The 25540-nt window shown below is 69.5% G+C and carries 23 protein-coding genes; 12 read left to right on the forward strand and 11 right to left on the reverse strand.

What is annotated here, in order from left to right:
• Window positions 1-148 precede the first annotated feature (148 nt).
• The 3 genes from ACWDLG_RS12900 to ACWDLG_RS12910 form a co-directional block, all read right to left on the reverse strand.
• Window positions 149-319 carry a hypothetical protein gene (locus tag ACWDLG_RS12900; protein ID WP_449919168.1) on the reverse strand — a complete coding sequence of 57 codons (171 nt, stop codon included), beginning with the start codon at window positions 317-319 and terminating at the stop codon, window positions 149-151.
• A gap of 385 nt (window positions 320-704) precedes the next feature.
• Complete coding sequence (locus ACWDLG_RS12905; protein ID WP_449919171.1) at window positions 705-1661, reverse strand: alpha/beta hydrolase; 957 nt, start codon at window positions 1659-1661, stop codon at window positions 705-707.
• Between the two features lie 174 nt (window positions 1662-1835).
• Window positions 1836-2426 (reverse strand): TetR family transcriptional regulator, encoded by a 591-nt coding sequence (locus ACWDLG_RS12910; RefSeq protein ID WP_449919174.1) that lies wholly within the window; start codon window positions 2424-2426, stop codon window positions 1836-1838.
• A gap of 94 nt (window positions 2427-2520) precedes the next feature.
• Here ACWDLG_RS12910 and ACWDLG_RS12915 point away from each other — a divergent pair, with 94 nt between their 5' ends.
• Entirely contained in the window at window positions 2521-3681 is a 1161-nt protein-coding gene (locus ACWDLG_RS12915) for an FAD-dependent monooxygenase (RefSeq protein ID WP_449919177.1), read from the forward strand.
• A gap of 38 nt (window positions 3682-3719) precedes the next feature.
• Here the strand turns inward: ACWDLG_RS12915 and ACWDLG_RS12920 are convergent, their stop codons facing one another.
• From ACWDLG_RS12920 to ACWDLG_RS12935, 4 genes are all read right to left on the reverse strand, one after another.
• Window positions 3720-4001 carry a histidine kinase gene (locus ACWDLG_RS12920; RefSeq protein WP_449919179.1) on the reverse strand — a complete coding sequence of 94 codons (282 nt, stop codon included), beginning with the start codon at window positions 3999-4001 and terminating at the stop codon, window positions 3720-3722.
• Window positions 4002-4039: 38 nt separating this feature from the next.
• Entirely contained in the window at window positions 4040-4654 is a 615-nt protein-coding gene (locus ACWDLG_RS12925) for a hypothetical protein (protein ID WP_449919182.1), read from the reverse strand.
• A 213-nt stretch (window positions 4655-4867) separates the two neighbouring features.
• Complete coding sequence (locus ACWDLG_RS12930; protein WP_449919183.1) at window positions 4868-8479, reverse strand: WD40 repeat domain-containing serine/threonine protein kinase; 3612 nt, start codon at window positions 8477-8479, stop codon at window positions 4868-4870.
• A 200-nt stretch (window positions 8480-8679) separates the two neighbouring features.
• Window positions 8680-9603 carry a CHRD domain-containing protein gene (locus ACWDLG_RS12935; protein WP_449919186.1) on the reverse strand — a complete coding sequence of 308 codons (924 nt, stop codon included), beginning with the start codon at window positions 9601-9603 and terminating at the stop codon, window positions 8680-8682.
• A 198-nt stretch (window positions 9604-9801) separates the two neighbouring features.
• Here ACWDLG_RS12935 and ACWDLG_RS12940 point away from each other — a divergent pair, with 198 nt between their 5' ends.
• The 4 genes from ACWDLG_RS12940 (at window position 9802) to ACWDLG_RS12955 (ending at window position 11631) form a co-directional block, all read left to right on the forward strand.
• Window positions 9802-10518 carry a hypothetical protein gene (locus ACWDLG_RS12940; RefSeq protein WP_449919189.1) on the forward strand — a complete coding sequence of 239 codons (717 nt, stop codon included), beginning with the start codon at window positions 9802-9804 and terminating at the stop codon, window positions 10516-10518.
• Window positions 10515-10778 (forward strand): hypothetical protein, encoded by a 264-nt coding sequence (locus ACWDLG_RS12945; RefSeq protein WP_449919190.1) that lies wholly within the window; start codon window positions 10515-10517, stop codon window positions 10776-10778. The genes ACWDLG_RS12940 and ACWDLG_RS12945 overlap by 4 nt, the downstream gene beginning before the upstream one ends.
• A 158-nt stretch (window positions 10779-10936) precedes the next feature.
• Window positions 10937-11116: a hypothetical protein gene (locus tag ACWDLG_RS12950; protein ID WP_449919193.1), complete on the forward strand. Its 180-nt coding sequence runs from the start codon at window positions 10937-10939 to the stop codon at window positions 11114-11116.
• 5 nt (window positions 11117-11121) lie between these two features.
• Window positions 11122-11631 (forward strand): hypothetical protein, encoded by a 510-nt coding sequence (locus ACWDLG_RS12955; protein WP_449919196.1) that lies wholly within the window; start codon window positions 11122-11124, stop codon window positions 11629-11631.
• A 17-nt stretch (window positions 11632-11648) separates the two neighbouring features.
• Here ACWDLG_RS12955 and ACWDLG_RS12960 read toward each other — a convergent pair whose 3' ends face one another.
• Complete coding sequence (locus ACWDLG_RS12960) at window positions 11649-14126, reverse strand: ATP-binding protein (protein WP_449919199.1); 2478 nt, start codon at window positions 14124-14126, stop codon at window positions 11649-11651.
• A gap of 97 nt (window positions 14127-14223) precedes the next feature.
• On the opposite strand from ACWDLG_RS12960, the gene ACWDLG_RS12965 reads away from it, so the two are divergent.
• The 5 genes from ACWDLG_RS12965 to ACWDLG_RS12985 all read left to right on the forward strand — a co-directional run bounded on the left by ACWDLG_RS12965 (window position 14224) and on the right by ACWDLG_RS12985 (window position 19622).
• Window positions 14224-14625 carry a rhodanese-like domain-containing protein gene (locus tag ACWDLG_RS12965; RefSeq protein WP_449919202.1) on the forward strand — a complete coding sequence of 134 codons (402 nt, stop codon included), beginning with the start codon at window positions 14224-14226 and terminating at the stop codon, window positions 14623-14625.
• The gene (locus ACWDLG_RS12970) at window positions 14622-15017 is read left to right on the forward strand and encodes a hypothetical protein (protein WP_449919203.1); all 396 of its coding nucleotides are present in this window, start codon (window positions 14622-14624) and stop codon (window positions 15015-15017) included. Before ACWDLG_RS12965 ends, ACWDLG_RS12970 begins: the two co-directional genes overlap by 4 nt.
• A gap of 100 nt (window positions 15018-15117) precedes the next feature.
• On the forward strand, window positions 15118-17133 hold the full coding sequence (locus tag ACWDLG_RS12975) for a hypothetical protein (RefSeq protein ID WP_449919204.1): 2016 nt from the start codon (window positions 15118-15120) through the stop codon (window positions 17131-17133).
• 372 nt (window positions 17134-17505) lie between these two features.
• Window positions 17506-17802: a hypothetical protein gene (locus ACWDLG_RS12980; RefSeq protein ID WP_449919205.1), complete on the forward strand. Its 297-nt coding sequence runs from the start codon at window positions 17506-17508 to the stop codon at window positions 17800-17802.
• 290 nt (window positions 17803-18092) lie between these two features.
• Window positions 18093-19622, forward strand: coding sequence for a carboxylesterase/lipase family protein (locus tag ACWDLG_RS12985; protein ID WP_449919207.1), 1530 nt, complete (start codon window positions 18093-18095; stop codon window positions 19620-19622).
• Between the two features lie 56 nt (window positions 19623-19678).
• On the opposite strand, the gene ACWDLG_RS12990 is transcribed toward ACWDLG_RS12985, so the two are convergent.
• Together ACWDLG_RS12990 and ACWDLG_RS12995 are read right to left on the reverse strand one after the other, a co-directional pair.
• On the reverse strand, window positions 19679-20242 hold the full coding sequence (locus tag ACWDLG_RS12990) for an ATP-binding cassette domain-containing protein (RefSeq protein ID WP_449919209.1): 564 nt from the start codon (window positions 20240-20242) through the stop codon (window positions 19679-19681).
• Window positions 20243-20306: 64 nt separating this feature from the next.
• Window positions 20307-21293, reverse strand: a complete 987-nt coding sequence (locus tag ACWDLG_RS12995) for a GNAT family N-acetyltransferase (protein ID WP_449919212.1) — start codon at window positions 21291-21293, stop codon at window positions 20307-20309.
• Window positions 21294-21326: 33 nt separating this feature from the next.
• On the opposite strand from ACWDLG_RS12995, the gene ACWDLG_RS13000 reads away from it, so the two are divergent.
• Together ACWDLG_RS13000 and rph are read left to right on the forward strand one after the other, a co-directional pair.
• Entirely contained in the window at window positions 21327-21926 is a 600-nt protein-coding gene (locus ACWDLG_RS13000; RefSeq protein ID WP_449919213.1) for a TetR/AcrR family transcriptional regulator, read from the forward strand.
• 409 nt (window positions 21927-22335) lie between these two features.
• On the forward strand, window positions 22336-24933 hold the full coding sequence (gene rph, locus ACWDLG_RS13005; protein ID WP_449919724.1) for a rifamycin-inactivating phosphotransferase: 2598 nt from the start codon (window positions 22336-22338) through the stop codon (window positions 24931-24933).
• On the opposite strand, the gene ACWDLG_RS13010 is transcribed toward rph, so the two are convergent.
• Entirely contained in the window at window positions 24897-25484 is a 588-nt protein-coding gene (locus ACWDLG_RS13010; protein ID WP_449919216.1) for a hypothetical protein, read from the reverse strand. The genes rph and ACWDLG_RS13010 overlap by 37 nt on opposite strands.
• Window positions 25485-25540 lie beyond the last annotated feature (56 nt).

Consider the following 25540-nt stretch of genomic DNA (forward strand, 5'->3'; position numbering starts at 1 on the left):
GATTTCGGAATGGGAGGTAGATCTGGATTTCCACTCCGGCTTTCGCGGTGCGTTCACCCCTGGTTCAGCCTGGCCGCATTTCGTCAGAGCAACGGAATTGGGGTGAGGCGAACCGCGCCCACACCCCAATCCGATGGAACGAGACCGTCTACCAGACGTTTGTGCAGGAGAGCACCGAACCGTCCGCGAACTCCGCCGTCGACCGCACGCACACGATGACATCGGAGAAGTCCGCCGCGGCGTGCGCACTGCTCGCACCCATGAACGTCGCGCCAGCCAGCGCGACTACCGCCAAGACCCTGCTGATCATCTTCTTCATTTCCGCTTCCCCCAGAAGGATTCATTCGCGCTGGATGTTTCGTTCAAGGATGGCGGGGGTGACGGGCAGTTTGAAGATCGACGGGTGGCAGGATGCTGCGGGATCGAAGGCAGCATCATGCAATGGAGGCCGGCCGAACCGGACTTGTCGCAGTGGGCGATGCGGCCGTCCCTGCCACCGGCAGCGTGTCGGTGAGTCACGAATCCTCGGTGGACGGCAGCCGGCTCAGGGCGTCCAGACCGTGCCGCAGATGAAAGAGCGCACCGCGACCTCGGCAAACACGCTCCGCTCGCGTTATCAGTTCCAAGCAGCCTGGCTCATCCTCGAACGCCCGGGCCGAAACTCATCGCAGAAGGACGGTCTTCCCCGACACGTCACGGGAGTGTCAAAGCGTGCCGAGTGCCTTGCGCAGCACGTGGACAGCCTGGTCGATGGCCGCTGTGGTGGCCTGGGTGGAACGCACCGGGTTCAGCATCATGAAGTCGTGGATGATGCCGTTGTACCGGACGCACGCCGTGGGAACACCGGCCTGAGTGAGTTTGGCGGCGTAAGCCTCGCCCTCGTCCCTGAGGACGTCGTTCTGGTCGACGATGACCAGCGCCGGCGGGAGGCCCGCGAGTTCCTCCAGGGAGGCGCGCAACGGTGACGCGGTGATCTCTTTGCGCTGCGCTCCATCGCCCGGGATGTACGCGTCCCAGAACCAGGCCATCGCCCTCGCGGTGAGGAACGGCCCGTCGGCGAACTCGCGGTAGCTGTCGGTGTCCTGCGCCGCGTCGGTGACGGGGTAATAGAGCGACTGGTGCACGAACCGCACGTCACCGCGCTGCTTGGCCATGATCGCCACCGCGGCGGTCATGTTGCCGCCGACCGAGTCGCCGGCGACTGCCATGCGGCTGGCGTCGAGCCCTTCGCCGGCGCCGTTCTTGATGATCCACTGCGCGGTCGCGTACGCCTGCTCGATGGCGACGGGATAGCGCGCCTCCGGGGAGCGGTCGTACTCGACGAAGACCAGGGCCGCCCGCGCGCCGTTGGCGAGTTCGCGGACAAGCCGGTCGTGCGTGGCCGAGTTGCCGAGGATCCACCCGCCGCCATGGATGTAGAGGATCACCGGCAGGAGGCCGGTCGTCCCTTCAGGCTTGATGATGCGCACCTGGACATCTCCGACCTCCGCCGGAACGGTGATCCACTTGTCGCCGGCGACGGGCTGCTTGTCGATCGGAGCGGACTGAATATCGTCGAGTACCTTGCGGGCACCCTCAGGTCCGAGTTCATAGAGGAAGGGCGGGTTCGCGGTGGCATCCGCGATCTCCTGCGCTTCCGGTTCGAGTACGTGCTTGCTCATGTCTCGAATCCTTTCGGCGATGTGGCGGATCCAACCACTCACGTGGTTAAAGCCCTCTCAAATCCGTTCGATCGCCGCGTTGGAGCCTGCTCCTCACGGGGCCGCGATGCCAGGGAGCGAACCTGGCTCTGCGGCTGCGCCGAGCCTCCACGCCTGCGCCAGGTCCGCGCCTCGCTAGATCGTCGGTTGGACGCCCGCGATCAGGGCCGTGGTCACCCTGTGCATGCGCCGGCGCAGGTCGGGAGTGTGGCTCAGCACGAGATGGTGCGCGGTCCCCACCAGGGCGAGTGCGAGCGAGTCCACGTCGGCTTCGGCCTGGACGCGGCCGTGTTCGCGTTCGGCGCGGAGGTAGGCGGCGAAGGCGCGCTCGCCGGAATCCATGTGCAGGGTGCCGTCGGCGAGTGCGTCGCCCAGCCGGGGAATGAGGGACGGCCTGGCCATGACGAGCCCGGCGAGGGCGAGCAGGTTGCTCGCGAACAACGTCTCGACGGCGTCCAGGAGGTTGTCCACCACGCGGCCCGTGCCCGCCAGCCCAGGCAGGCCGGCCAGGCTCTCGCCCGTCCGGGCCGCGCGATCGAGGAGCAGCGCGGCCAGGAAGCTGTCCAGGTCGGCGAAGTGGTTGTAGAGCAGGCCGGTGGCGCACCCGGCCTCCTTGGTGATGGCGCGTCCAGTCAGGCCGGACGGGCCCTCGCGCAGCAGCACGCGCTCGGCCGCGTTGAAGAGCTGCTGTCGTACGTCAGGGATCGCAACACCACGCGGTGACATGACCAGCCAATCTACCGGAACCGTCTTTACAAAGAATGAGCATGTGCTCATGCTGTATGAGCACATGCTCATTCTTACGAGGAGGCTGAGGAACATGGCAGGAAAGGCCGTCATCGTCGGAGCAGGAATCGCCGGGCTCGCCGCCGCGCTGCGGCTGCGCCAGATCGGCTGGGAACCGCTGGTGGTCGAGCGGGCTCCGGCCCGCAGAACAGGCGGGTACGTGGTGGCGTTCTTCGGGCGTGGCTACGACGCCGCCGAGCGCATGGGCGTCCTGCCCGCGCTGCGCGAGCGCTGTTCTGGCGCGGTCGCCATGGCCTACCTCAAGCCTGATGGCCGGCACCGCTTCACCGTCCCGAACCATACGGTGCGGACCCTGCTCGGGGAGCGCGGCCTCACGCTGATGCGCGGCGACATCGAGGCGGCACTGTACGAGCAGGTCGAGGAGAACGTGCCGATCAGGTTCGGGACCACGCTCACCGCGGTGGAGCAGCACGCCGGCGGCGTCCGCGTCGAACTCGACGACGGCACCACGGTCGAGGCCGACCTGCTGGTGGGCGCCGACGGGCTGCACTCGAAGGTGCGCGAGCTGGTCTTCGGCCCGGAGAACCGGTTCCGCCGCGACCTCGGGCACGTCATCGCCGCCACGACGCTGGATCACCTTCCTGACGGCGCGCCCGAACGCGCTTTCACCACCGTCACCCGGATCGGCCACCTGTTCACGATCGCCAACCTCGGCCCCGGCAGGACCGCGGCCTTCTTCACCTACGGCACCCCCGACCCGGCCGCCGAACTGGCCAAGGATCCGCTGCGGGCCCTGGCGGAGGTCTTCCATGACATCCCATGGACCGCGCCGGACGTGATCCGGAAACTGACCGCCGACCGGCTCTACTTCGACAGCGTCAGCCAGATCGTCGCCGGCCGGTGGAGCGACGGGCGGGTGGTGCTTCTCGGGGACGCCGCCTGGTGTGTCACCCTCTTCGCGGGCTACGGCTCCTCGCTGGCTGTCGCGGGGGCCTACGAACTCGGGACGGCCCTCCAGCGGCAGCCCGGCGACCTGCCCACCGCCCTGCGCGACTGGGAGGCCCGGCTGCGTCCGGAGGTGGAGGAACGCCAGGCGATGGGCCGCCGCAACAGCGGTACCCACGCCCCCGCCAGCCGGCTCGACCTGCTGAAGCGAGACCTACCCCTGCGCCTGAGCACCCTGCCGCCGGTCACCCGCTGGTTGGGGAACCGGCTCCGCATTCACCACAAGTGAGAGGCCGGCCGACCCGGGGTTCTGCTGGGCGTCGAGGATCATGCGAATCCGGCCCGGACGAGTTCCCGGTCGTCGGCGATGACGACGCGCGAACTCCTCATGCCGCGACCCCGAGCGACCCCGAGCGGCGCCGAGGCGGCGACCGCGTCGAACGTGGCCTCGGCCCGGTCGGGATCGCCGCGCACCACGACCGGCCCGGCTTCGGCCTGGACGACCATGAGGCTGACCGCGTGGGCGAGGACGTCGTGCATGTCCCTGGCGATGCGCGCCCGCTCGCGTTCCGCGGCCCGTTCGAGCCGGCGTGCCGGGACGGCACGCACCCGCTTGAGGAGGGACGCGACCCGGCATTCTCCATTCATCACACAGAAGCCGGTACGGCAGGCTCGACCACGCGGTGCCGGGCCTCAGCCAGACGCGACGCGCGGGACACCCGGGCCAGCGCCAGGTAGGAGATCAGCAGGAAGGCGGCGCCCAGCGGCATGAGGTCCTTCTCGACGAACGGCACCAGGACGTCAACGATCACCAGGACGGGCGTCCAGGCCTTGACGCGGCGCTGGATCGCAAGCCGGAGTACCAGGCCGATCTGGGCGACGAAGAAGAGCGGCGGCCCGAAGTCGTAGATCACCTGCTGGACCCCGGGAACCGCCTGGACCTGGTCGAACAGCACGCCCATCGCGGCGTGGTCGGCTGACCGGAACCCGATGACGATGTCGATGGCGAACTGGGCGATCAGTGTGGCGATCCCGACATATCCGGTGAAGGCCAGCCCGCTGGCCAGCCGTCCCCGACCGGCCAGCCTCCGCATCTCATGGAAGGTCATGGCGAAGAACACCAGAGCGCCGATGAAGGCCAGGTGCCCGGTTGTCCAGGCGAGCCCGGGACCGCGGCTGCCGTCCAGGCCGTCCAGGATGCGGATCACGCCGTAGGTGAAGGTGAGGAGGGGGGCGGCGACGAAGGCGATGCGGGGGTTCATCTCGTTGACTCCTTAGCTGCGATGACCTCCCCCATCCTGGTTTCGCGCGGCCTTACGGACATCGCCGAGGCGAGTGAACTGCCCCATCCCTCTCAAGAGGGATCCGCCGCGCCGGACGGGCTCCCGAGAGCGGCAGGCGATGAGGTAACTCAACGTACACGCGCTCACCCAGCGCGAGCCGTTTCACCCCTGCGCGACCACGGCGCACACTGGCTACTGCGCCGCACCCGCAGCCGGCTTGTCGCACCCGCTCCCGGAGGGCAGGCCATAGAGGCCACGTTCGGCCGGGTACGGCGTTCGCCCCGCCTTGGCGCACACCGCGGTCAACGCCTGCTTGAGGCTGAGCGGGTAGGTGTGAACACCGCCGGAGGCGTCGACACTGCGCAGTGCCCGGCCGCCGTCGCCGAACGCGACGGCCAGCACGTCGCCGTCATGCTGGAAAGCAGGCCCGATCGGAGTGCCGGTGCCGACGTCCCACAGCCGGACCGTGTTGTCGTAGCCGCCTGTGGCCAGGGTCTTACCGTCGGGGCTGAAGGCCGCCGTGGCGATCCAGGCCTCGGTGTGGCCCCGCATCACCGGCCCGGACGGTTGCCGTAGTGCCGGATCCCACAGCGTCACAGAACCGTCGGCCACCCGGAGCAGGGCGTGCCGGCCGTCGGGAGTGAATCCGAGGTTCTCCGTCGAATAGCCTGGCATGCGGAAGCCCGAGGCTTCCGTGCGCTGGCAGGTCGGTTCCGTCGCCAGGTCCATCACGCAGACCCCGTTGTCCGGGTGGCCGACGACGACGCTCGCGCCGTCCGGCGAGAAGGCCAGGGTCTCGGCGAACACCTGATCCACCTTCGCGCTCTGGCGGCCGGTGCGGGTGTCCCATACGCGAATGCTGAAGCCGTTGTCCGCCGAGTCTTCGTCGGCGACGACGACGGCCGCGGCCAGCGATGAGCCGTCCGCAGAGAAATCCAGAGCCAGGATCTCGCCGCTGCCGGAGGAGGAGATCGGACGTTCGTGGTCGAGCGTGTACTTGGCGAGCACCTTCCCGGCGGCTGTGTCGATCAGCACGACTTCGGCTCCGTCACCGTGGACCGCCAGCAGGCGCCCATTGGGGGAGAAGCGCAGCGGGGGCCGGTAAATGCCCTGGATGACGGCGGAGAAGTCCGGACTCACCCATGGCTCGCGGAACGCGTGGACAACGCGTCCGGTGTCCGCTTCCATGATCCGTAGCTTGGAGTCGTCCATGACGGCGAGCAGCCGTCCGTCGTTGCTGAGAGCGGCCGACTTGACCGAACCCACGCGCGAACCGGGGCGCGTGAGCGGGCGGGCGTCCACGATGCGCACCTCGCCGTCGCTCATCATGGTGAACAGGTCGCCGTCGGGGCTGAAGGCGATCGCGGAGCCGACCGGATGCTCGAACGTCTGCAGGACGTCCATCGGTCGCCAAGGGTCTTCGGGTCCCGCGACGGGCATCGTAGGAGACAGTTCGAGGCTGGTGGACCGTCCCCAGATGACGACCTGGCCGCACAGCTCACCTGCGAGCACTTTCGCCGAGGCGTCGAAGGCCAGCCGCTCCGGCCAGCACTCGTTCGCACCGGAGTTCATCACCGGCGTCTCATGCAGCGGGAAGGCGGCCCTGCCCGCATGCCGGCCGAGCACTCCCTTGCTCACCGTCCACACGTCGACGAAGTAGGACCGTGGGTCCGCGTCGAGGCTCATGGAGTCCCGCTGTACGGCCAGCAGCCGCCCGTCCGGGCTCAGCTGCGCGAAGCGGAAGCGGTCCTCGGATCCCCCGATCTTCTCAAGGGAGACGATCCGCCCGGTACCCGCGTCCGAGATGCCGATGGACGACCCCGCTGTACAACCGACCATCGTGCCCGGGTGGCGCGGCCCCGCGAACACGGCGGACTTGCCGCATGTGGCTTTGCGCAGCAGCCGGCCCCTGCCGTCGAATCTCAGGTCGTTGCGATCCAGCACGCCGTCGTCCCACGCGACGGGGCTGCCCACCTGTTTGCCGTCCGCGGTGCGCCGAATGGTCACCACGGGTCCGTAGTTGCAGTACGCGTCCTTGCATTCGGCTGTGGCCAGGTAGCGCCGGTCGGTGGACAGGAAGGCGACCCGCACCTTGACCTTGTGCTCGACCCCAGGGACCCGGGCGAGGGTCCGCCCGGTGACGGCGTCGGAGATCACCGCGGCGCCGTCCTTGATCTCGACGAGCGACCTGCCGTCCTGGCCGAGTCCTATGGCCCGCGTGGTCCCACGGGTCAGGCTCGGCTGTGCCAGGGACCCGAGCAGCGCCCTCCTCGTATCGGGAAGATCGGCAGTTGTGGCGGCCGCGGCGCTCAGCAGCAGCGCAGCCGCGGGGTCCGACTCCCGCAGGGTCTCCGCTCTGGCCGCCAGCTGCCTGGCCACAGCGTCATCGCGTTGACGCTGGACCTCGCGACGGCTGAGCTCCATCAGCCCGGCGAACGTCGCCGTGGCGACGAGCAGGACGGCCAGCGTCATCGAGATCAGGCGGCGGCGCCGTAACCGTCGCTGGGTCAGTCCCGCGCTGCCGGAAAGGAACGCCCGCTCCACCGAGGCCAGCTGCAGGCGGCGGCGGCCGGCGGCGGCCCAGGCGGTCGCCTGGTCGAGCGCCACTCCCTGGTACAGGTCGCTCTCTCGGCGGCCGTGCCCGTTCCAGTTCCGCGCGGCCTCACGCAGCCGCTGGTAGACGGGTAGCCCAGGGCCCTCCTCGGCGATCAGTGTGCGAAGCCGGGGCCAGGCCTGGACGAGCGCGGGATGGGCCAGGCATATGTCGCCGTCGCGCACATGGACCACGCCACCGGCGGTCAGCGCGGACACGACCGGCTCGATCGTCGCTCGGCCCAGCTCGTCGGGATCGACACTGCTCAGGGAGCCGTCTCCGTTGACCATGCGCAGCAGGAGCTGGTCGGCCACGCTCTGATCGTCCGGGGACAGCCGCTCGAAGGCGTGCTGGGCCTGCTCGCCGAGGTGTGGGTCGGCAGTCCTCCCTCGAACCTCGGCCGCCGCCCGGCTGCCGGCCTGGAGCAGGCCACCGTTCTCGGCCGCCCCGACCAGGCCGAGCAGTAACTCGCGTGCGGTGGGCCGGGCTGCGGGGTCCTTGGCAAGGGTGGCGGACACCAGACTCTTCAACGGCTCGGCCACCGCGCTCAGGTCGACTTCCTTGCGGAGCACGCCGTTGATGGCCGCGGCGACATGCTGTCCGGAGAACGCCGCCGTGCCCGTGGCGGCATAGACGATGACCGCGCCCCAGGCGAACACGTCAGCGGCGGCGGTTGGCAGACCGCCCGAGAACAGTTCGGGAGCCATGTATCCGGGCGTGCCCATGATGCCGCGCGAGGCGGTCAGCGAGTTGTCGACGATGCGGGCGATACCGAAATCGATCACTCGTGGCCCGTCCGGGCCCAGCAGCACATTGTCCGGCTTGAGATCGCAGTGGGCCACTCCCGCGTCATGGATGGCGGCCATCGCCGTGGCGATCCCGATCGCCAGGCGGCGCAGAGCATCGCCGGAATAGGGGCCGTCGCGGGTGACGGCCTCACGAAGGCTTGGACCGTCGACGTACTCGCTGACGATATACGGCCGCGCCCCTTCCAGATCGGCGTCGAGAACGCGGGCCGTGCAGAACGGCGCCACCCGGCGTGCGGCCGCGATCTCCTTGGCGGCGGGCCTGCCCAGGCCCGCCTCGGAGTGCAATACCTTGATCGCTACCCGCTCGCCGGTCGCACCGTACCCCTCGTACACCACGGCCTGTCCGCCACTGCCCAGGCGGCGCGCGATGACGTAGGGTCCGACGAGCTGAGGATCGTTCATGATCTTAGAGAGTCCATCAACGGACGTGTGGCCGCAACCCGCCTGACGCCAGTGGCAGGGGCGGGCCGGGATCGCCGTAGGGAAGGCCATCCGGCGAGTCCCGGCCCGCGTCGCCGAGGCCGATCCGGTCATCGCCGACGAACCGCCCGACACAGTGCGGACAGTCCTGCGATTGACGGGGAGTACGGCCCGGCGCTCGGCTACCTGATGAACAGGTAGTCGGCCTGGTAGGGGACCTTGGCGATCGGCGTGGCCTTCGGGTCACAGGGACCGCCGGGCGCGACCCCGCCGACGGTGTTGAGCCGCATCACCTCGACGGCCTGCGCCAGTCGGCCCTGGTCGCCTCCGGTCTGGGTGGCCCGCAGTTCGAGCTCCGCGATGTTGCCGGTCCCGTTGGGCGTCCTGAGCAGGAGAGTGCCGGTGACGGCGCTGCCGTCCGGCGCGACCCACTGCGGCGGCCCCGCCTTCGGCTCGACGAACGAGTGCTTGATGTCACCGTTGAGCAGGGCGGACACGTCGTGCTGCGTGAAGGCGAACGCGCCGTTGTCCTGGCTCGTGCACGCGTAGATCTGCTTGCCCCTGATCACGGGGGCGACGTCGACCTTCGGCCCGTCCTCGCCGACCGGCTGGCTCACCTTGTGCAGCTGACCTCGTACGGCCCCGCCGGGGAACCCGTTCGTGTGCAGGTCGGTGGAGAAGGAGGTCGGGTCGGCGGTCAGGGCGGCCAGCAGGTCACCGTCGCCGACCGTCACCGAGCCTCTCGCCACGTAGCCGAACTGGCCGGACGCGAAAAGCGGAACCTTGACGTCGCCGTTCGCACCCGCCACCCCCGCGTGGATGTGCGCCGCGGTCGGCACGTCGATGCCCTGCCACCGCACGGTGTAGGTGAGGGTCGAGCCCTTGATCGTGATGACCTCGACGGCTCGGCCGTCCAGGTCGCCGACGGCACCGTCGGCGCCCGGTATCTCGTTGCGGCCCAGCAGGCTCGCCACGAGATGAACCGTCCCCTCGTCGGCCGTGGAGGACGCCGCGATGGCGGACGTGCCCGTGCTCGTGATCACGCCGACCGCCAGTGCCAGCGCGGCACCTACCGCTGCCGGCCGTATCCGTTGAAGGACGTGCATCTCAAATCCTTTTCGATGTGGCGACGCACCCGACGCCGCCTTCGTGGACATCGGCGTTCCATCTCGTTCCAGGACAGATCCGCAGCACGCGGAAGCCGTGTTCCGTCAATGTGCCGGCGCGGGACACCCATGCCGGTCGGCGGTGCCGTCTCGCTCCGTTCGCAGAAACGGGACGGAACGCCTCAGGGAGTGAGGCAGGTGGGCGTGGAACGAGATCCACGCACAGGCGGAGAGGCGGCTGCGATGCGATGTGTCTTTTATGGGACCGGGGGTTTCCTGGGGCGGATCGACGGCGAGACACGTTGTGCTTTCTGGGCGGAGGAGCCAGTCGATCACGGCTTCGCCCCGAACCGGCTCATCGAGATCGATCTCGCCCGAACTCCCTCGGCCGCCGCCGCGAAACAGATCGCCTGGGATGACGTGCAGGTCGATGACTGCTTCACCGGGCCAAACGGCATGACGAGCGGCACGACACTCGGCCCGCGTTGGCCGGAGGTGCACATCGCCGGTGCGGTCTATCTCGAGCACGGTTTCGTGGAGTCGCTTCCCCGCGCCCTGCGTCCAGCGTGCCCTCCGGTGGGGGTGAGCGGGCACCGGCATGAGTACATGACCGCCGTCTACTGGCCGCACCTGGACGACCCGCGGGCCGGCAATCGCTACACCGGTCACCACGCCGAAATCCTTCAGGAGCAAGGCTCATTGGCGCGCGTGGCGGTTTACCCGCCGGGCAGGTCGCAGCATCCGGGCGTCCGCCCGATCACGATGTGGCTGGATCTCCGCTCCGCGGAGCAGTGTGACGCCGGACCAGCCAGCCTGACCACGATCGGCGTCGACGACGCACCCAAACACGGCGCGCTGTTCTTGATCAGCGGTCGGCTACCCCACGATTGCCCGGACCCAGAGGATTCGCGATGAACAACGAACCCAACCCTTCCGCATCTCACACAACCGCCGATCGACCCCGCCGGTCGTGGTCCGGGGCGCTGCTGACCGCCGCCCTGCCGGTGACCGCCGCCGTCGCACTCAACGTCACCCCGCCGGCCACGGTCCTGCCCGGGCCCGAGCTTTCCGGCGCCCCGCGCCCCGCCGCCGTCGTGGCCGGTGAGGAGTGCGTTTCCACGCTCATGGCCGGCGCGCTCAACACGGTGAAATGGCCGGACTGCGCCGGTGACTAGCGGGGTGACCAGACGGATACCGAGTCCCACAGGCACATGTCCCACGTGGTGATCGGCGCCCTGCCAAGGGTTCCCGGCCTGGCGCGTGATTCCGTACCTCGCACCGGCCCGCCACCCCCGTCCACCGCACCATCCCGACCACACGCCAAGGAGTAACCGTGCATCCCGACTCTGTCCCCTCGGCGCCACCGGTAGCCGATCCTCCGGCAGTCCCCGGCCTCGCCCACCGACCCCGCCGCCCGCACCTGGCCGCGCTGTTCGACAGCGGTGCGTTCGTGGTCACCACCGCGCTGCTCGTCGTGAGCGAACCCAAGCTCCCGCCTTTCGCGGGTGACTAGCGGCCATGCCCGCCCCGCCGGCCTCACTCAACATCGCTTCGCCCGACTGCGCCGAGGCCTTCTTCGCCGGACGGATCGCGCGCTGCGTGAACCTGCAGCACGCGGGCTCGCTCAGCGAACTGCGTGACGTCCTCGAACGCCGCCTCGACCAGGCCGTCTCGCCGGCGACACTCGACCTGATCGGCCACTCGACCCGTGGCCATCGCCTGCTCCGCCTGGGCGACACACCGATCGACATGCTCGATCCGGTCGTGGCACGCTTCTTCCGGACGCTGGCCCAGGACCGGCTGCTACCGCGGCTACAGATCGTCGCGGTGCGCCTGCTCGGCTGCGAAACCGCCGTCACCGACGCCGGCCGGCGCACGCTGCGCATGCTCGCCCACACCCTGGGGATACCGGTCTCCGGCACCGGCAAACCGCTACTCAAGAGCCACTCCACCGCTCGCGGCTTCGATCCGGCCTTCGCTCACATCCTCGTCGAGGCCTCGCCCTGGCACGGTCATCCGGGTCGGTAGGGGGCAGTGGAGGACCTTCACTCATCGGCGTCGGCTCCGTCCGCAGCCGTCAGGGTGTTGAGCAGTTCGGCGGGCGGCGTCGCGCGGCCGGCCGTGAGTGCGGAAGCGAAGGCCGCCTCGCCGAGCTCGGCGCGGAGCGTGAGCCGCAGGTGGCTGTCGCCCACACCGCCGTGGCCGGCGGGTGTCGCGGCGCCCAGCAACTGGGCGGATCGGGCGGCGAAGCCGGCGGCGTGTTCGGTCTCGGCGAGCAGCCGCAGGCCGGTGGCGATCAGATTGTGGTCGTTGATGGCGATCGCGGTGTCGACCCCTTTGCGGAGATGGCGTCGCGCGCGTCGGTGGTGGCCGTGCGAAGCGGCTGCGCGGCCGAGACCTAGCAGGCAGTAGGTCACGCAGCGGAGGTCTCCGATGCGGTGGAACTCCGGGAGGAGATCGGTGAAGAGCGCCGTCGCCGACTCTTGGTCGTTTCGGTGCTGGCTGAGGCGGGCTCGGTGGAGTTGGGCGTGGAGGCGTTCGTGGTCGCTTCCGGTGCGCAGGGCGAGGTCGAGCGCCTCGTTCAGGCAGGTCTCGGCCTCTGCCAGGCGAACCTCGTCGCGGATCAGCCGGCTCGCGATGTAGTTGAGACAGTTGGCGCGTTTCACGCGGTCGCCCAGCCGTCCGAACAGGGCCGCCGCGGCGCTGAGCCGATCCACCGCCGTCGCGGTGTCGGCCGCCACGTTCGCGAGCGTGGACAGCGCCAGCGCGTGATGCCAGTCATCACCCAGCCGCTCGAAGACCGCGGCCGCGCCGTCGAGTGCCCGGGCCGCTTCGGCGGGAGCGGGCCGGTGAACGGCCACGCAGCCGGTCGCCAGGACGGCCAACGCCTGCTCCTCCTCGGTCGCCGCGTGGTCCGCCGCCCAGCCGGCCAGCTCGAGTGCCTTGTCAGTGTCCTGGTAGCAGAGCAGAAGGCAGGAAGTGATCGCGGCGCGGACACCCAAGGAGCCTTCAGGGAGGGGCCGGTCGAGCAGCGCGTTCACCCAGGTGAACAGTTCGCCGCGGGCCCCGAGGGTCTCCCATCCGGTGCCGACGCCGGCGAGAAAGCCCCAAGCCGCGGCGGTGTCACCGGAGTCGAGGGCGCGTCGCACGGCCGTCCTCAGATCGGTCCAGCGGTCGGTGAACCAGCGCAGGGCTGCCGTCTGGTCCCCTCCTCTCAGCGCGGGAACGATCGACACGGCGTGCGTCAGATGGTGGCGGGCGTGCCGGTCGTGGATCTCCTCGTGCTCTTGCCGTTCGGCCAGCCTGTGGTGGGCGAACTGGCGGACGCTGTCGAGCAGGCGGTACCGCGTGTCCCCGCCCTGGCGGCGGGCGGAGATCATGGAGCGGTCCAGCAGGCGTGGGAAGACCCGGGTGAGGTCGGTGTCGGTGAGCGGTGGCGCGGCCAACACCTGCATCGCGGTGTCGTAGTCGAACTCGCCGGGGAACACCGAGCAGCGGTCCAGCAGGAGGCGCTCGTCGTCGTCCAGAAGGTCGTAGCTCCACCGCAGGGCCGCCTCAAGGGTGCGGTGGCGGTTGGGACGCGGCGCATCGGTCAGCAGCGCGAACCGGTCGTCGAGCAGGCGCAGCAGCTCGGCGGGCGAGGCGAACCTGGTACGGGCGGCGGCCAGTTCGATGGCCAGCGGCAACCCGTCCAGGCGGCGGCAGATCGTCGCGAGCACAGCCGCGTCGGCCGGCGTGATGGTGAGGCCGGGCGCGACGGCGGTCGCGCGGTCGGTGAACAGCCGGACGGCGGCGCAGTCCAGGATCTCACCGGAATCGGCGGCCTCGTCGGGAATCGGCAGCGGCGGAAGCTGGTAGACGGCCTCGCCGCTCACACCCAGCGGCCCGTAGCTGGTCGCCAGCACGCGTAGACCGTCGGCCACCGCCAGCAGACCGGCCAGCAAGGCCGCGACGGCGTCGACGACGTGCTCGCAGTTGTCGACCAACAGCCAGCACGGGCGTGCTCGGATCGCGGCGATGATCTGCGGGCCGAGGTCCCTGCCGTCGCCGCCCACGCCGAGGGCGTCGGCGAACGCCCGGTCGACCGGTCCGCCGGGCGGGACCGAGGCCAGATCGACCAGGAGCGCGGGAGGCAGCCCGACGGCCTCGTGAGCCACGTACAGGGCGACGCGCGTCTTCCCGATGCCCGCGGGCCCCGTCACCGTGACCATACGGTCATCGGTGACCAGCTCGGCGAGTTCGCGGAGCTCACGCTCCCTGCCGACGAACGACGACAGATGCCTGGGCAGGGCGTGAGCGCGCTTCCGGAGCCGCGCCGCGCCTTCGACCAGGTCCCTCCTGGCCGCGTGGTCGAGCTTGCGCAGCAGGGACGACACATGGCTCTCCACGGTCCGCTCGGACAGCCCGAGCCGATCGGCGATCTCACGGTTCGCCAGCCGTTCACCGACCAGCCAGAAGACTTCCGCCTCCCGCCTGGTGACCCCGGCCTTCCGCAACGCCTCTGGTATCGCGGCGTCCTCCATGACGCGATCATCCCCCAGAAAAGTTCCGTACTGAGCACGGATGTGCCTGCTTCGAGAATGCCGTGTGATATCGGGAGCCTCCCGAAAGGACCACGTTATGGCAAGCTCCGTCACCGACATGATCACCCGCGCTCGCGCACAGGTTCGGAACCTGTCGGTCGCCGAGGTGGCCGAGGCCCTGGAGTCCGGCACGGTGACCCTGATCGATCTGCGTGAACCCAGCGAGGTCGCCCGCGACGGGGGCGTTCCGGGCTCTGTCCTCGCTCCGCGCGGCATGCTTGAGTTCTGGGCCGATCCGGCCAGCCCCTACCATCGGCCCGAGTTCGACCCCGCCGCCACGACCATCCTGTACTGCGCGTCAGGCGGCCGTTCCGCGCTCGCCGCCCTGGCGCTGCAGGAACTCGGCTACGCCGGCGTCGCCCACCTCGACGGAGGACTCAAGGCGTGGAAAGACCACGGCCGCCCCGTGACCCTCCAGGCAGAGGAGGAGCGTCGGTGACGGGACACACGCTCGGCGAGAGGTTCGCGCAGGCTCTCGCCGCCAAGGACCGCGACACGCTGCGCACCCTGCTCGGCGACCCGCTCGACTTCAAGGCCCTCACCCCTGGAGCCCACTGGGACGCCGACAGCCCTGGCGAGGTCGTCGACCAGATCATTCTCGGTCACTGGTTCGAACCCGACGACGACATCGAACGTCTCCTGCACGTCGCCACCGGCCGCGTAGGCGACCGCGAACATCTCGCCTACCGCCTGCAGGTTCGTACCGGATCCACTCGCTACCTGGTGGAACAGCAGGTCTACTACGCCGTCGCCGGCGAACGAATCATGTGGCTGCGCATCCTGTGCTCTGGTTTCCAGCCCATCCCGGACCAGGAACCCGACCCGGCATGACCTCCAACGGTTTGAGGCGTCGTGCTCGACCGCTGTCAGCGTCGGCCGGTGATGCCGGGCCGGGATCGGCGCGTACTGCGGGAGTCGTCTGATGATGTTCATGCGCGCATTCGCTGACGAGGAGTCAGGCGAGGTCGAGAGCCTGCTCGGCCTCGCCGTCCGAGCGCTGGACGGCGACGGGGACCTCGCGTCCGCACGGCAGCGGTTCGATTCCGCGTTCGAGGCCGCGGAGCGTTGCGCGAACGCGGAGGCGATGGCACAGGCAGCCCTGGGTATGGGTGGGATCTGGGTGCACGAACGGCGGACGCTCGCGGCATCGGCGACGCTGCGAGCTCGGCTGGAGCAGGTACTGCCGATGGTGGAGCGAGGTTCGGCGACGGGCCTGCGGGTGTGCGCCCGACTGGCCGCCGAGGCCGACTACCGAACCGGCGAGCACGCGAAGGTCCTCTCGTTCGTCGACCAGGTCAGGTCGGTGGCGGATCCGATCGCGGGGGCGGAGGTCCGAAGCCTGGCGCACCACTGCGTCCTGGGTCCGGATCATGGAGGACTACGCCGCGAACTGGCCGCTGACATGCTGGAGGCCGCTTCGCGCAGCCCGCGGCGCATCGACATGCTGATGGCGACCTTGTGGCAGACCGTGAACATGTTCCTGGACGGCGATCCCCATGCGCTGCGCAGGTTCGGCGAGCTACAGCAATCCTTGCGGGACCGGAACCACCTTGCTGTCGGCTTCGTCGCGAGCGCCATCGAGGTGATGCTCGCGATCCGGGCGGGGAAGCTCAGGGCAGCTGAAGACCTTGCCAGGGTGTGTGCGGCACGGGGAACGGCTGCCGGCGACATCGATGCCACCGGCTGGCTCGGTGGCCAGATGGTTGCGATCAGGTGGTACGAAGGCAGGCTCCCCGAGCTGTTGCCCATGCTCAACGAGCTGGTCCACTCACCGGCTCTGAGCGCGGTGGACAACTCCTGCTACGCCGCGCTCGCCGTGGCCTGCGCACAATCTGGCGATATGCGAACGGCGGCCAGCCTGGTCGCTTCTCTGCGTGGCCGTGACCTCGCCGACCTTCCTCGGTCCAGCAGCTGGCTGGTGACGATGAACGGGCTGGTCGAGGCCGCCTACCTGCTCAGCGACACCGAGACCGCGGCACGCGTGTACGAACTGCTCAAGCCGTTCGCGGCGCTGCCGATGCTGGGCGGCCTCGGGACGGTCTGCTTCGGGTCGACCGAACAAGCGCTCGGCGTCGCGTGCCTGACCACCGGCGATCTCGATGCCGCGGTCGCGCATCTGTGTGCCGCGGTTCAGCGGAACCTCGGCCTGGCTCACTGGCCGGCCGTCGTCAGCTCCAGGATGCGGTACGCGCAGGCACTGGCGCGCCGCGACGGCCCCGGTGACGCCGAGCTTGCCCGGTCCGAGCTCGCGCATGCGGCCGACGACGCGGCGGCGGTCGGTGTCCCGGTGCCTCCCGGTCACACCAGTCCGGCGGCGTCCGACACCCTGACCTGCCACCGCCAGGGCGGCAAATGGCGATTGAGCTACGGGACGCGCAGCATCGTGCTGGCTGGTGGTGTGGGCCTGCTGCACCTTGCCGTGTTGATCGCCAATCCCGGCCAGGAGATACATTCGGCCGACCTCGTCGCCGGCGTGTCCGGGCTGGGCCAGACGTTGCGATCCGATGATGCTCAGGCGCTGCGATCCGGCGGTGCTCAAGCGCTTCGATCCGGTGGTGCTCAGGCGCTGCTGGACCGGTCAGCGATCGAGCAGTACCGTGCGAGGCTCGCCCAGCTCGGCGACGTCATCGATGAGCTGAGCGCTTCCGGACGGCAAGATCGCGCCGCGGAAGCACGCGCCGAGCGCGAGTGGCTGATGACGGAGCTGAGCAGCGCCACCGGCCTGGCCGGCCGCACCCGCACGTTCCAGGACGGCGCTGAGCGGGCCCGGATCGCCGTCGGCAAGGCGATCCGCCGGGCTCTGGAGCAGATCGCCGCGAAAGATCATGTGATTGAGGCACACCTGCGGGAAAGCGTGCACACGGGGATGCGGTGCGTGTACCGGCCGGGGGAGGTCGCTTCCAGGAAGCTCACATCGACCGCCCATGGCGCCTCACCCATCAGGTGAGCCTGCTGGAGAAGCGCGGACCTGCCCCGACGACGAACGCGCCACCCCGCTCCGCCGCCTCACACACACGCCGCAAGCCCTCCGCCTCCACGCCCTGACTCCCCGGCCGGCGCGCTGTCGATCATCGGCTACACGCTGGATCAGCATGCGCCGCTCGAGTCGAACGTGCCACCGTCGAAGATCCCGTTGTGCAGGGCGCAGATCTCCGCATCCGCCGCGGCAGGATGATCGGCCGTGCTCCTTCGCCGCGCTGCGGTGGCTGCCGGTGGGAGATCGAGACAAGGACGCCGGACACGACGAAGAGCCCGTCCCTCCCCGTGGAACTCCATGGAACGCCCTTGTTGAGAGGCACTTCAGAGAAAGGGACAGCACATGTCATTCAGGAGAATCATGATCGGGGCGGTCCTGGCCATCATGGCACTGGCCGGTGCCGCCGCCCCGGCCTCGGCCGCCGTCCGGTCCGTCGCCGGCGCCCTAGAGATCCAGGAGTTCCAGGGGGACGGGATCGGTCTCAGGCCGCCCGCAGCGGTCACGATGGCCCGGGCCGACGCCGACGCGCAGGCCGCCGCCGAGGGGTTCACCAGCACCCAGTGCCGGAAGGTCAGCTCGACCCTCTTCTTCGACGCGACCATCTACGTGGCCACGGTCACCATCTCGTGTAGCCGCTGATCACAACGCGAAGGCGCCCCCGCCCGACGACGGGGGCGCTCTTGCCGGGACCGGTAGATCCCAAGCCCACGCCACGCACGGGCGCGCGACGGCGGGCCGCTTGAACGAGTCTTTCGGCAGGCGCACAGTCACGACGACCCGGCAGCAGAACACGACAGAGAAATCGACACAGAATGAGCCCCAGCTCAGCCGCTTCGATCACATTGACAGGGGCCGCCCCTGAAATGCTTTGCCCGCAGGCGGCGCGCACTGGGATGCTCGATCGAGCCAGCACGGAGAGGAAGCCGCACATGGCCGTCACCGCATTCAGCAGCCCGTCCGAGTCCGAGCCGGAAGTCCGCACGGGGGCCGGCGTCCTCCGCGGCGGCCGGGAGGCGGGCCTGACGGTCTTCCGCGGCATCCCGTTCGCCGAGCCGCCGGTCGGCGCCCTCCGTTTCGCCGCGCCGCAGCCGGTGCGCAGCTGGGACGGTGTGCGCCCGGCGGTCGCGTACGGCCCGCCGCCCCCGCAGTCCGGCGTACTCGGGGCGTCCCAGGACCCTGCCGGCGACGACTGGTTGACGCTCAACGTCTGGACACCGGAACCGGATCCGGCGGCGGGGCTCCCGGTGATGGTGTGGATCCCCGGCGGCGGTTACGCCATGGGCAACTCCAGCCTCCCGGAATACGACGCCGGGCACCTGGCCGGGAACGGAGCCGTGGTCGTGACCCTCAACTACCGTCTCGGTATCGAGGGTTTCGCGCGGATCGGCGGAGCCCCGGACAACCGGGGGCTGCTCGACCAGGTCGCGGCCTTGCAGTGGGTGCGGGACAACATCCGGACGTTCGGTGGCGACCCGGACCGGGTCACGGTCTTCGGGCAATCGGCGGGCGGCGGATCGGTCGCCGCACTGCTGGCCATGCCGCGCGCCGCCGGGCTCTTCCGCCGGGCGGTCGCGCAGAGCGTGCCGGGGACGTTCTTCTCCCCCGAGCTGGCCGCCGACATCGCCGTCGCCTGCGCCGCCGAGCTGGGGTTACGGCCCACGGTGTCCGACCTGTCGGCGGTGGCCCCGGCCCGGCTGCCCGCCGTGGGCGACGCGATCTGCGCCAAGACGGTCCAGCGGCGGGAGCGCTGGGGGCAGATCACACACCGGCCGATCCCGTTCGCACCCGTTGTCGACGGTGACGTCCTGCCGGCAACCCCCTGGCAGGCGCTGGCTGGCGGCGCCGCCCGGGACGTCGGACTTCTCGTCGGGCACACTCGTGACGAGCACCGGTTGTTCAGCCTGATCGACGGCGTGCTCGGCCAGGTCACGCACGAGCAGACCGAGACCGCCCTGCACCTGCTCGCCCCCGGCCCTGACGGTGCCCGTCGGTACCGGGAGGCGTTTCCGGCCGCGGCCGATGAGCAGCTGTACGAACTGGTCAACGCGGACTGGCTGTTCCGCATGCCGAGCCTTCACCTTGCCGACGCGCAGATCGCCGGCGGCGGTCAGGCCCACCTGTACGAACTGACCTGGTCCGCCCCGGGATTGGGCGGTGCCCTCGGCGCCTGCCACGGCCTGGACGTGCCGCTCGTCTTCGGCAACCTGAGCAGCGGACAGCCCGCCATGCTGATCGGCGACCCGCCCTCCCCGGTGGCGAAGGAGCTGTCCGCGCAGATTCGCAGCGCGTGGACGGCGTTCGCCGCTTACGGCGACCCTGGCTGGCCTCCGTACGACGCCGACCGGCGCCTCGCACAGCTCTTCGACGCGCCGTCGAGAGTGACCGCCTATCCGGAAGAGACCTCGCGGCTGCTGTGGCGGGACCACACCTTCCCGGCGCTCCCGCTGCTCGCGCGGTGAACGCCGGCCATCGCCGATCTGTAGAGGCGTGACGGTTTCCTCGGTGGGGGCAACCGTCACGATGGGCGTCGATCCAGTGCTTGAAGCTGCCGCGCTGGTAGCCCTCGCGTGATGATCCACCGTGTGTCCGTTCCGCGTCCGAAGAGCGACCAGCGAGCAACCACGGGCGGTCTTCTGCTCGCCACAAGGTCAGGCAAACCCGAGAAACCCCAGGTCCGCATCAGTCGAGGGATAGCCCTGCGGCCGGAGTCACCCGGGCGGCCCGGCGTGCCGGGAGAACAGCGGCGAGGAGTCCGGCAAGGGCGGCGATGAGGACGCCGACGCCGAGTGACAGCCAGGGGACTTGCTGCTGCTGGCCGCCGGACAGCTCTGCGGGCCGGTGGCCTAGCGAAGCCGATGTGCTCGCGGCGGAAGATCGTGAGCGCGTCGTCGTCGAGTGATCCGAGGTCGGTGCCGGCCACGGTGACGGTGCCGCCGCTGGGTTGGTCGAGTCCGGCCAGGCAGTGCATCAGCGTGGACTTGCCCGACCCGCTCGGCGAGCCAACTACAGGTTCTCCCGGTAGTCCAGTCCCCTGGGCAGATCCCTTGCCTTCTGGCGTGACAGATCGTTCTCTGACCACGGATTGCCCGGCCCGCCTCGGACCCGCTGGCGGCTGGCCCAACGACGCTCATAAGCGCGGCAGGTCATCGCACGTCATCCCAGGCCATCGAGCTCATCCTCCAGCCGGCGGGCGTCCGTACGAACTGGGTGGTCTTGCGGCCGGAGCCCTCGAACCACTCTCCGTTGAGGAAACCGGACTTGCGGTACTCGCTGAAGCGGTGCGCGATCGACCCGAAGATCTCGGTCCGCTCGGCCACCTCCCATTCGGTGAACTCGGTCAACGTCCCGTCGGTCAGGATCTTCTCCCGTGGCTCGATGAACGCCTCGAGGTCGTAGATCACGGGCTCGGCCCCGACGTTCTTGATGATCGTTCCTTCTGGAATGAACACCTCACGGATGACGTCGAGGTTCGGCCGACGCCGGCCGGTGTTGGTGAACGCGCCGAGGAAGGCGCGCATCAGCTGGTCGAGCTCGGCCTTGACGTCGGCGCCCTTTGTGTCCGGTTGGACGGGTTGCGGCCATTCGGTGGCGAGCACGGACCAGACCTGCTTGTCGTGCCGGAGCCCGTCGGCGCCAGGGACGGATCGCCGCAACGTGCCGTCGAGGGTCATACCCAGTCTCTTGGCCACGTTGATGCTGCGCACGTTGCCGGACAGGGTGCGCCACTCGGCGCGGCTCAACCCGCGCACCCGGAAGGCCCAGTCGATCATCGTACGGACCACCTGGGTGATCAGCCCATGTCCCTCCGCGGCGGGCTCGAGCCAGCAGCCGATCTCGCATACCCCGAGGGCGGGGTCGAAGCCGACGAACATGGTGCCGCCGACGAGGGCGCCGTCGAGCCAGATGCCGTACAGGCGCTGCCGGTCGGCGGCCTGGCCGTCGGCGTAGCGCTGGAGTACCACCCTCGCGGCGTCGAGATCGCCCGCGACGAAGCTCGCGCCCACCCAGGGGGCGATGTGCGCGCGGGCACGGTCCAGGTGGGCGAAGAACTCTTCGGCATGATGCGGCTCGAGCGCACGCAGCTCGGCATTGCCACGCAGCGGGGTGGCGAACATGGAACTCCCATTCACATAACAGATGTTTTGCGAACGTATCCTGTCGGCATGCCGCGCCACAAGGGAGATCACGACGCCCGCCGCCGCGACGTGTCAGCGGCCGTGTGGCGTGTGCTGGCCACGTACGGGTTCGGCGGCCTGACCCTGCGCGCGGTCGCCACCGAGATGGGCGCGACGACCGGCCTGGTCACGCACTACTTTCCGAACAAGAAGGACCTGGTCGCACATGCGTTGACGTTGCTGGACGAACACCGTGCGGCACAGCCGAGACGTACCGCCCCCGAAGGGCTCGCCGCCCTGCGCGCGGTGCTGCTGGACACCCTGCCGACCACACCGCAGGCCGCAGCGGACAACCGGATCTGGGTCAGCTCGTGGGACGCCGCGCTGGCCGACTCGGACCTCGCGGCCGGGCACGCGGCCTGCTACGCGCGATCACGCGAGCGAATCCGCCACCATGTGCAGGCGGCGCAGCGCCTGGGGGAGCTGCCGCCGTCTGATCCAGACGAGATCGCGGCGGCGATCCAGTCCTTCGCGCTCGGCCTCATCGTGCAGGCGCTGTTCGACACGGAGGAATTCCCGCCCCAGCGGCAGATCCGCCTCCTCGACGCCTACCTGGCCACGCTCGCCACCACAGCCGGGGATCTGTAAGCCACACGTGTCGCGGATCACTTCGGCCTCCAAGGGCGGTTCGCGAGTTGATGTCCTTTTGATCGCTTGCGCTGCAGGAGAAGGGCTGGTCACGGGCTCGTTGCCGGATTACGGACGCGGCTGAGTCATGCGCCGACGAGACCGGCTTGGCGGAGTCCTCCCGAATACCCGCATGCCACTTGACCTGCCTGGACAAAGTTTTGGGCAGGCGCAAAGCTCACTCGACGAGTGACGAGCTCGGACCGGTCAACGCCGCGAGTTCGGTCACGGTGCCTGGGGAAAGGTCAGGTTTCCCGCCACTTTCATTTTATATCGGATCCGCGCGCCTCATGAGGCGCCGGAAAATGGTCCATACTTGCCGCCGTTGCCAACCAACTCGACGAACGAGGGAGCAACGGAATTGGGCTACGTGCTGAGTTTCGAGCAATTCGACTCGACGAATGTCGCAGACGTCGGCGGAAAGGGGGCGCACCTGGGCGAGCTCTCGCGAATCGATGGCATCCGTGTGCCGGACGGCTTCTGCGTCACGACGGACGCCTTCCAGCGGGTCGTGGCCGAGGCGCCGTCGATCGATGCTCAGCTTGACCTGCTGTCGCGCGTGAAAGCGGACGACCGCGCGGCGATCCGCACCCTGAGCGCCGATATGCGCCGCGTCATCGAGGGCGTCGCGATGCCCGACGATCTTGTGGCGGCGATCAGCGGATCGCTCGCCCGGCTCGGGGATCAAGCCTCCTATGCGGTGCGTTCCAGCGCGACGGCCGAGGACCTGCCGACCGCATCCTTCGCCGGCCAGCAGGACTCGTACCTGAACATCGTCGGCCTGGCGGCGATCCTTCGGCACGTCCGGCGGTGCTGGGCCTCACTGTTCACCGAGCGGGCAGTGACCTACCGGCGCCACAACGGCTTCGACCACCGGAAGGTACGGATGGCCGTGGTCGTCCAGCGGATGGTGTTCCCGGACGCGGCCGGGATCCTCTTCACCGCGGACCCCGTGACCTCGAACCGGAAGGTCGCCACCGTGGAAGCCGGTTGGGGGCTCGGCGAGGCGCTTGTCTCCGGTCTGGTCGCCGGGGACGCCTACACGGTGCGTGGCGACCGGGTCGTCACCGCATCGGTCGCCACCAAGCCGCGGTCCGTCCAGGCGTCGCCGGGAGGTGGTACCCAGGAGGCGCCGATCGAGCCGCAGCGGCAGACGCAGCCGGCCTTGACGGATGCGCAGGTCGTGCGCCTGGTGCGGCTGGGTCGGCGAATCGAAGCGCACTTCGGCCGGCCCCAGGACATCGAATGGTGCCTGGTCGGCGACGACTTCCACATCGTCCAGAGCCGGCCGATCACCACCCTGTTCCCCATCCCCACGACCGATGACCAGGAGAATCACGTCTACCTCTCCGTCGGTCACCAGCAGATGATGACCGATGCGATGAAGCCGCTGGGACTCTCCTTCTGGCAGCTGACGACGCCACGGCCGATGCACGAGGCGGGCGGACGGTTGTTCGTCGACGTAGCCGCCACCCTGGCGACGCCCGCGGGTCGCGCGAGCCTCCTCGAGATGGTGGGGAGGTCCGACCCGTTGATGCGGGACGCGCTACAGACCGTCCTCGACCGCGGCGACTTCCTCCGCTCGCTTCCGGACGAAGGTTCTGGCGCCGCGGCCGCCGGTGGCTCACCCGCCCCGATCGAGACCGATCCGGCCGTCGTCACCCAGCTGGTCCGACACAATCAGGCGTCCGTCGCCACCCTGCGGCGCACGATCCAGGGTCTGTCCGGGCCTGCGCTGCTCGACTTCATAGAGGCCGACATCGCAGAGCTGAGGCGCCTCCTGTTCGAACCGCGGAGCTTCCAGGTGATCATGGCGGGGATGGAGGGGACCTGGTGGCTCAATGACCACCTGGAGGCGTGGCTGGGCGAGAAGAACGCGGCCGACGCGCTCACGCGATCCGTCCCTCACAACGTCACGTCGGAGATGGGGCTGGCGCTCCTCGATGTCGCGGACACGATCCGGCCGCACGCGGACGTCGTGGCGTTCTTGCACCACGTCGTGGACGAAGGCCGGCAGGGCGACGGCTTCTTGAACGAGCTGGCCGGGCTGGCCGGCGGACGGGAAGCACGTGACGCCATCCGGGGCTACCTCGACGAGTACGGCATGCGCTGCGCGGGCGAGATCGACATCACCAGGACGCGCTGGAGCGAGAATCCCGCCACGCTCGTGCCCACCATTCTCGGCAACATCAAGAACGCCGAACCGGGCGCCGGCAAACGACGCTTCGAACAAGGACGCCAGGAGTCACGACGGAAAGAACAGGAGCTGCTGACGCGATTGCGCGCCCTACCCGACGGGGAGCGGAAGGCCGAGGAGACCAAGCGGATGATCGACCGCGTCCGTACCTTCGCCGGATACCGGGAGTACCCCAAGTACGGCATGGTCAGCCGCTACTTCGCCTACAAGCAGGCGCTGCTGCGGGAAGCCGATCGCCTCGTCCGGTCCGGCATCCTGCGCGAGAAAGAAGACATCTTCTTCCTCCGGTTCCAGGAGTTGCAAGAAGTCGTGCGCACCAACGACGTGGACGCCGAACTCATTCTGGAAAGGCGGGAGGCGTTCCGGTCGTACGAGGCGCTCACCCCGCCCCGGGTCCTCACCTCGGACGGCGAGGTCATCACTGGCCAGTATCGGCGTGACGACGCCCTGCCCGGCGCGCTGGCCGGGCTCCCGGTCTCGGCCGGGACGGTCGAGGGCCGGGCCCGTGTCGTCATGGATATGGCGCGGGCCGACCTTGAGGCGGGCGACATTCTGGTCACCGCCTGCACCGACCCCAGCTGGACCCCCCTGTTCGTCACCGTCGCCGGACTGGTGACGGAGGTAGGCGGCCTGATGACGCACGGGGCGGTGATCGCGCGGGAGTACGGCCTGCCGGCCGTCGTGGGCGTGGAGCAGGCCACCCGGTTGATCCGGGACGGGCAGCGTATCCGCGTTCACGGCACCGACGGGTACGTCGAGATCCTCGACTGAACCGTCGCATCGGACCCGGGACCGCCGGCCAGGGCGCGGAACGCGATCGGTGACGGATTGGTGCGATGACCTTGCGCTGGCATCGCGCTCGTGGCGCGGAAGTGGACCTTCACCGGCAGGTCCCGGCTGCGCCCGTCGCGCATCCTGACCGCGGCCAGCGCACCGGGGAACTCGCCGCCGCCGACCAGATCGTTCAGCGCCGTCTGCACGGCGTCGCCCGGCCGGTCCCGCGGGGCGACGTTGGCGGCCGCCGGGCTGAGCGTCCCCAGCGCGAGGGCCAGAACCGCCGCGGCGCCTGCCCTGGCCGGGCGGAAGGGGACAGCAGGATGCTGAGACATCGGGAAACTCCCTTGATGACGTGGTTGCGATGTGATCAAGCATCTCGGCGCGACCAGCTCGCGATCGATCCCGCGCGTGGGTGTTTCCGCACTACAGCCAGCGCTACCGCCGGCCCGGGAGACCCTGGGCCGCAGCCGCTGTCCGGCCAGCCGCTCCACCGGCGGCAACACGCCGATCACCACCTTCGCGGCGCCGGAGAAGCGGCTCACCACCGAGTCACGGGCTCCAGCAGGCCAGTACTGCCGATCTTCCTCCAGTCGACTACGAC

This window comes from Nonomuraea sp. NPDC003727 (genome assembly GCF_053586935.1).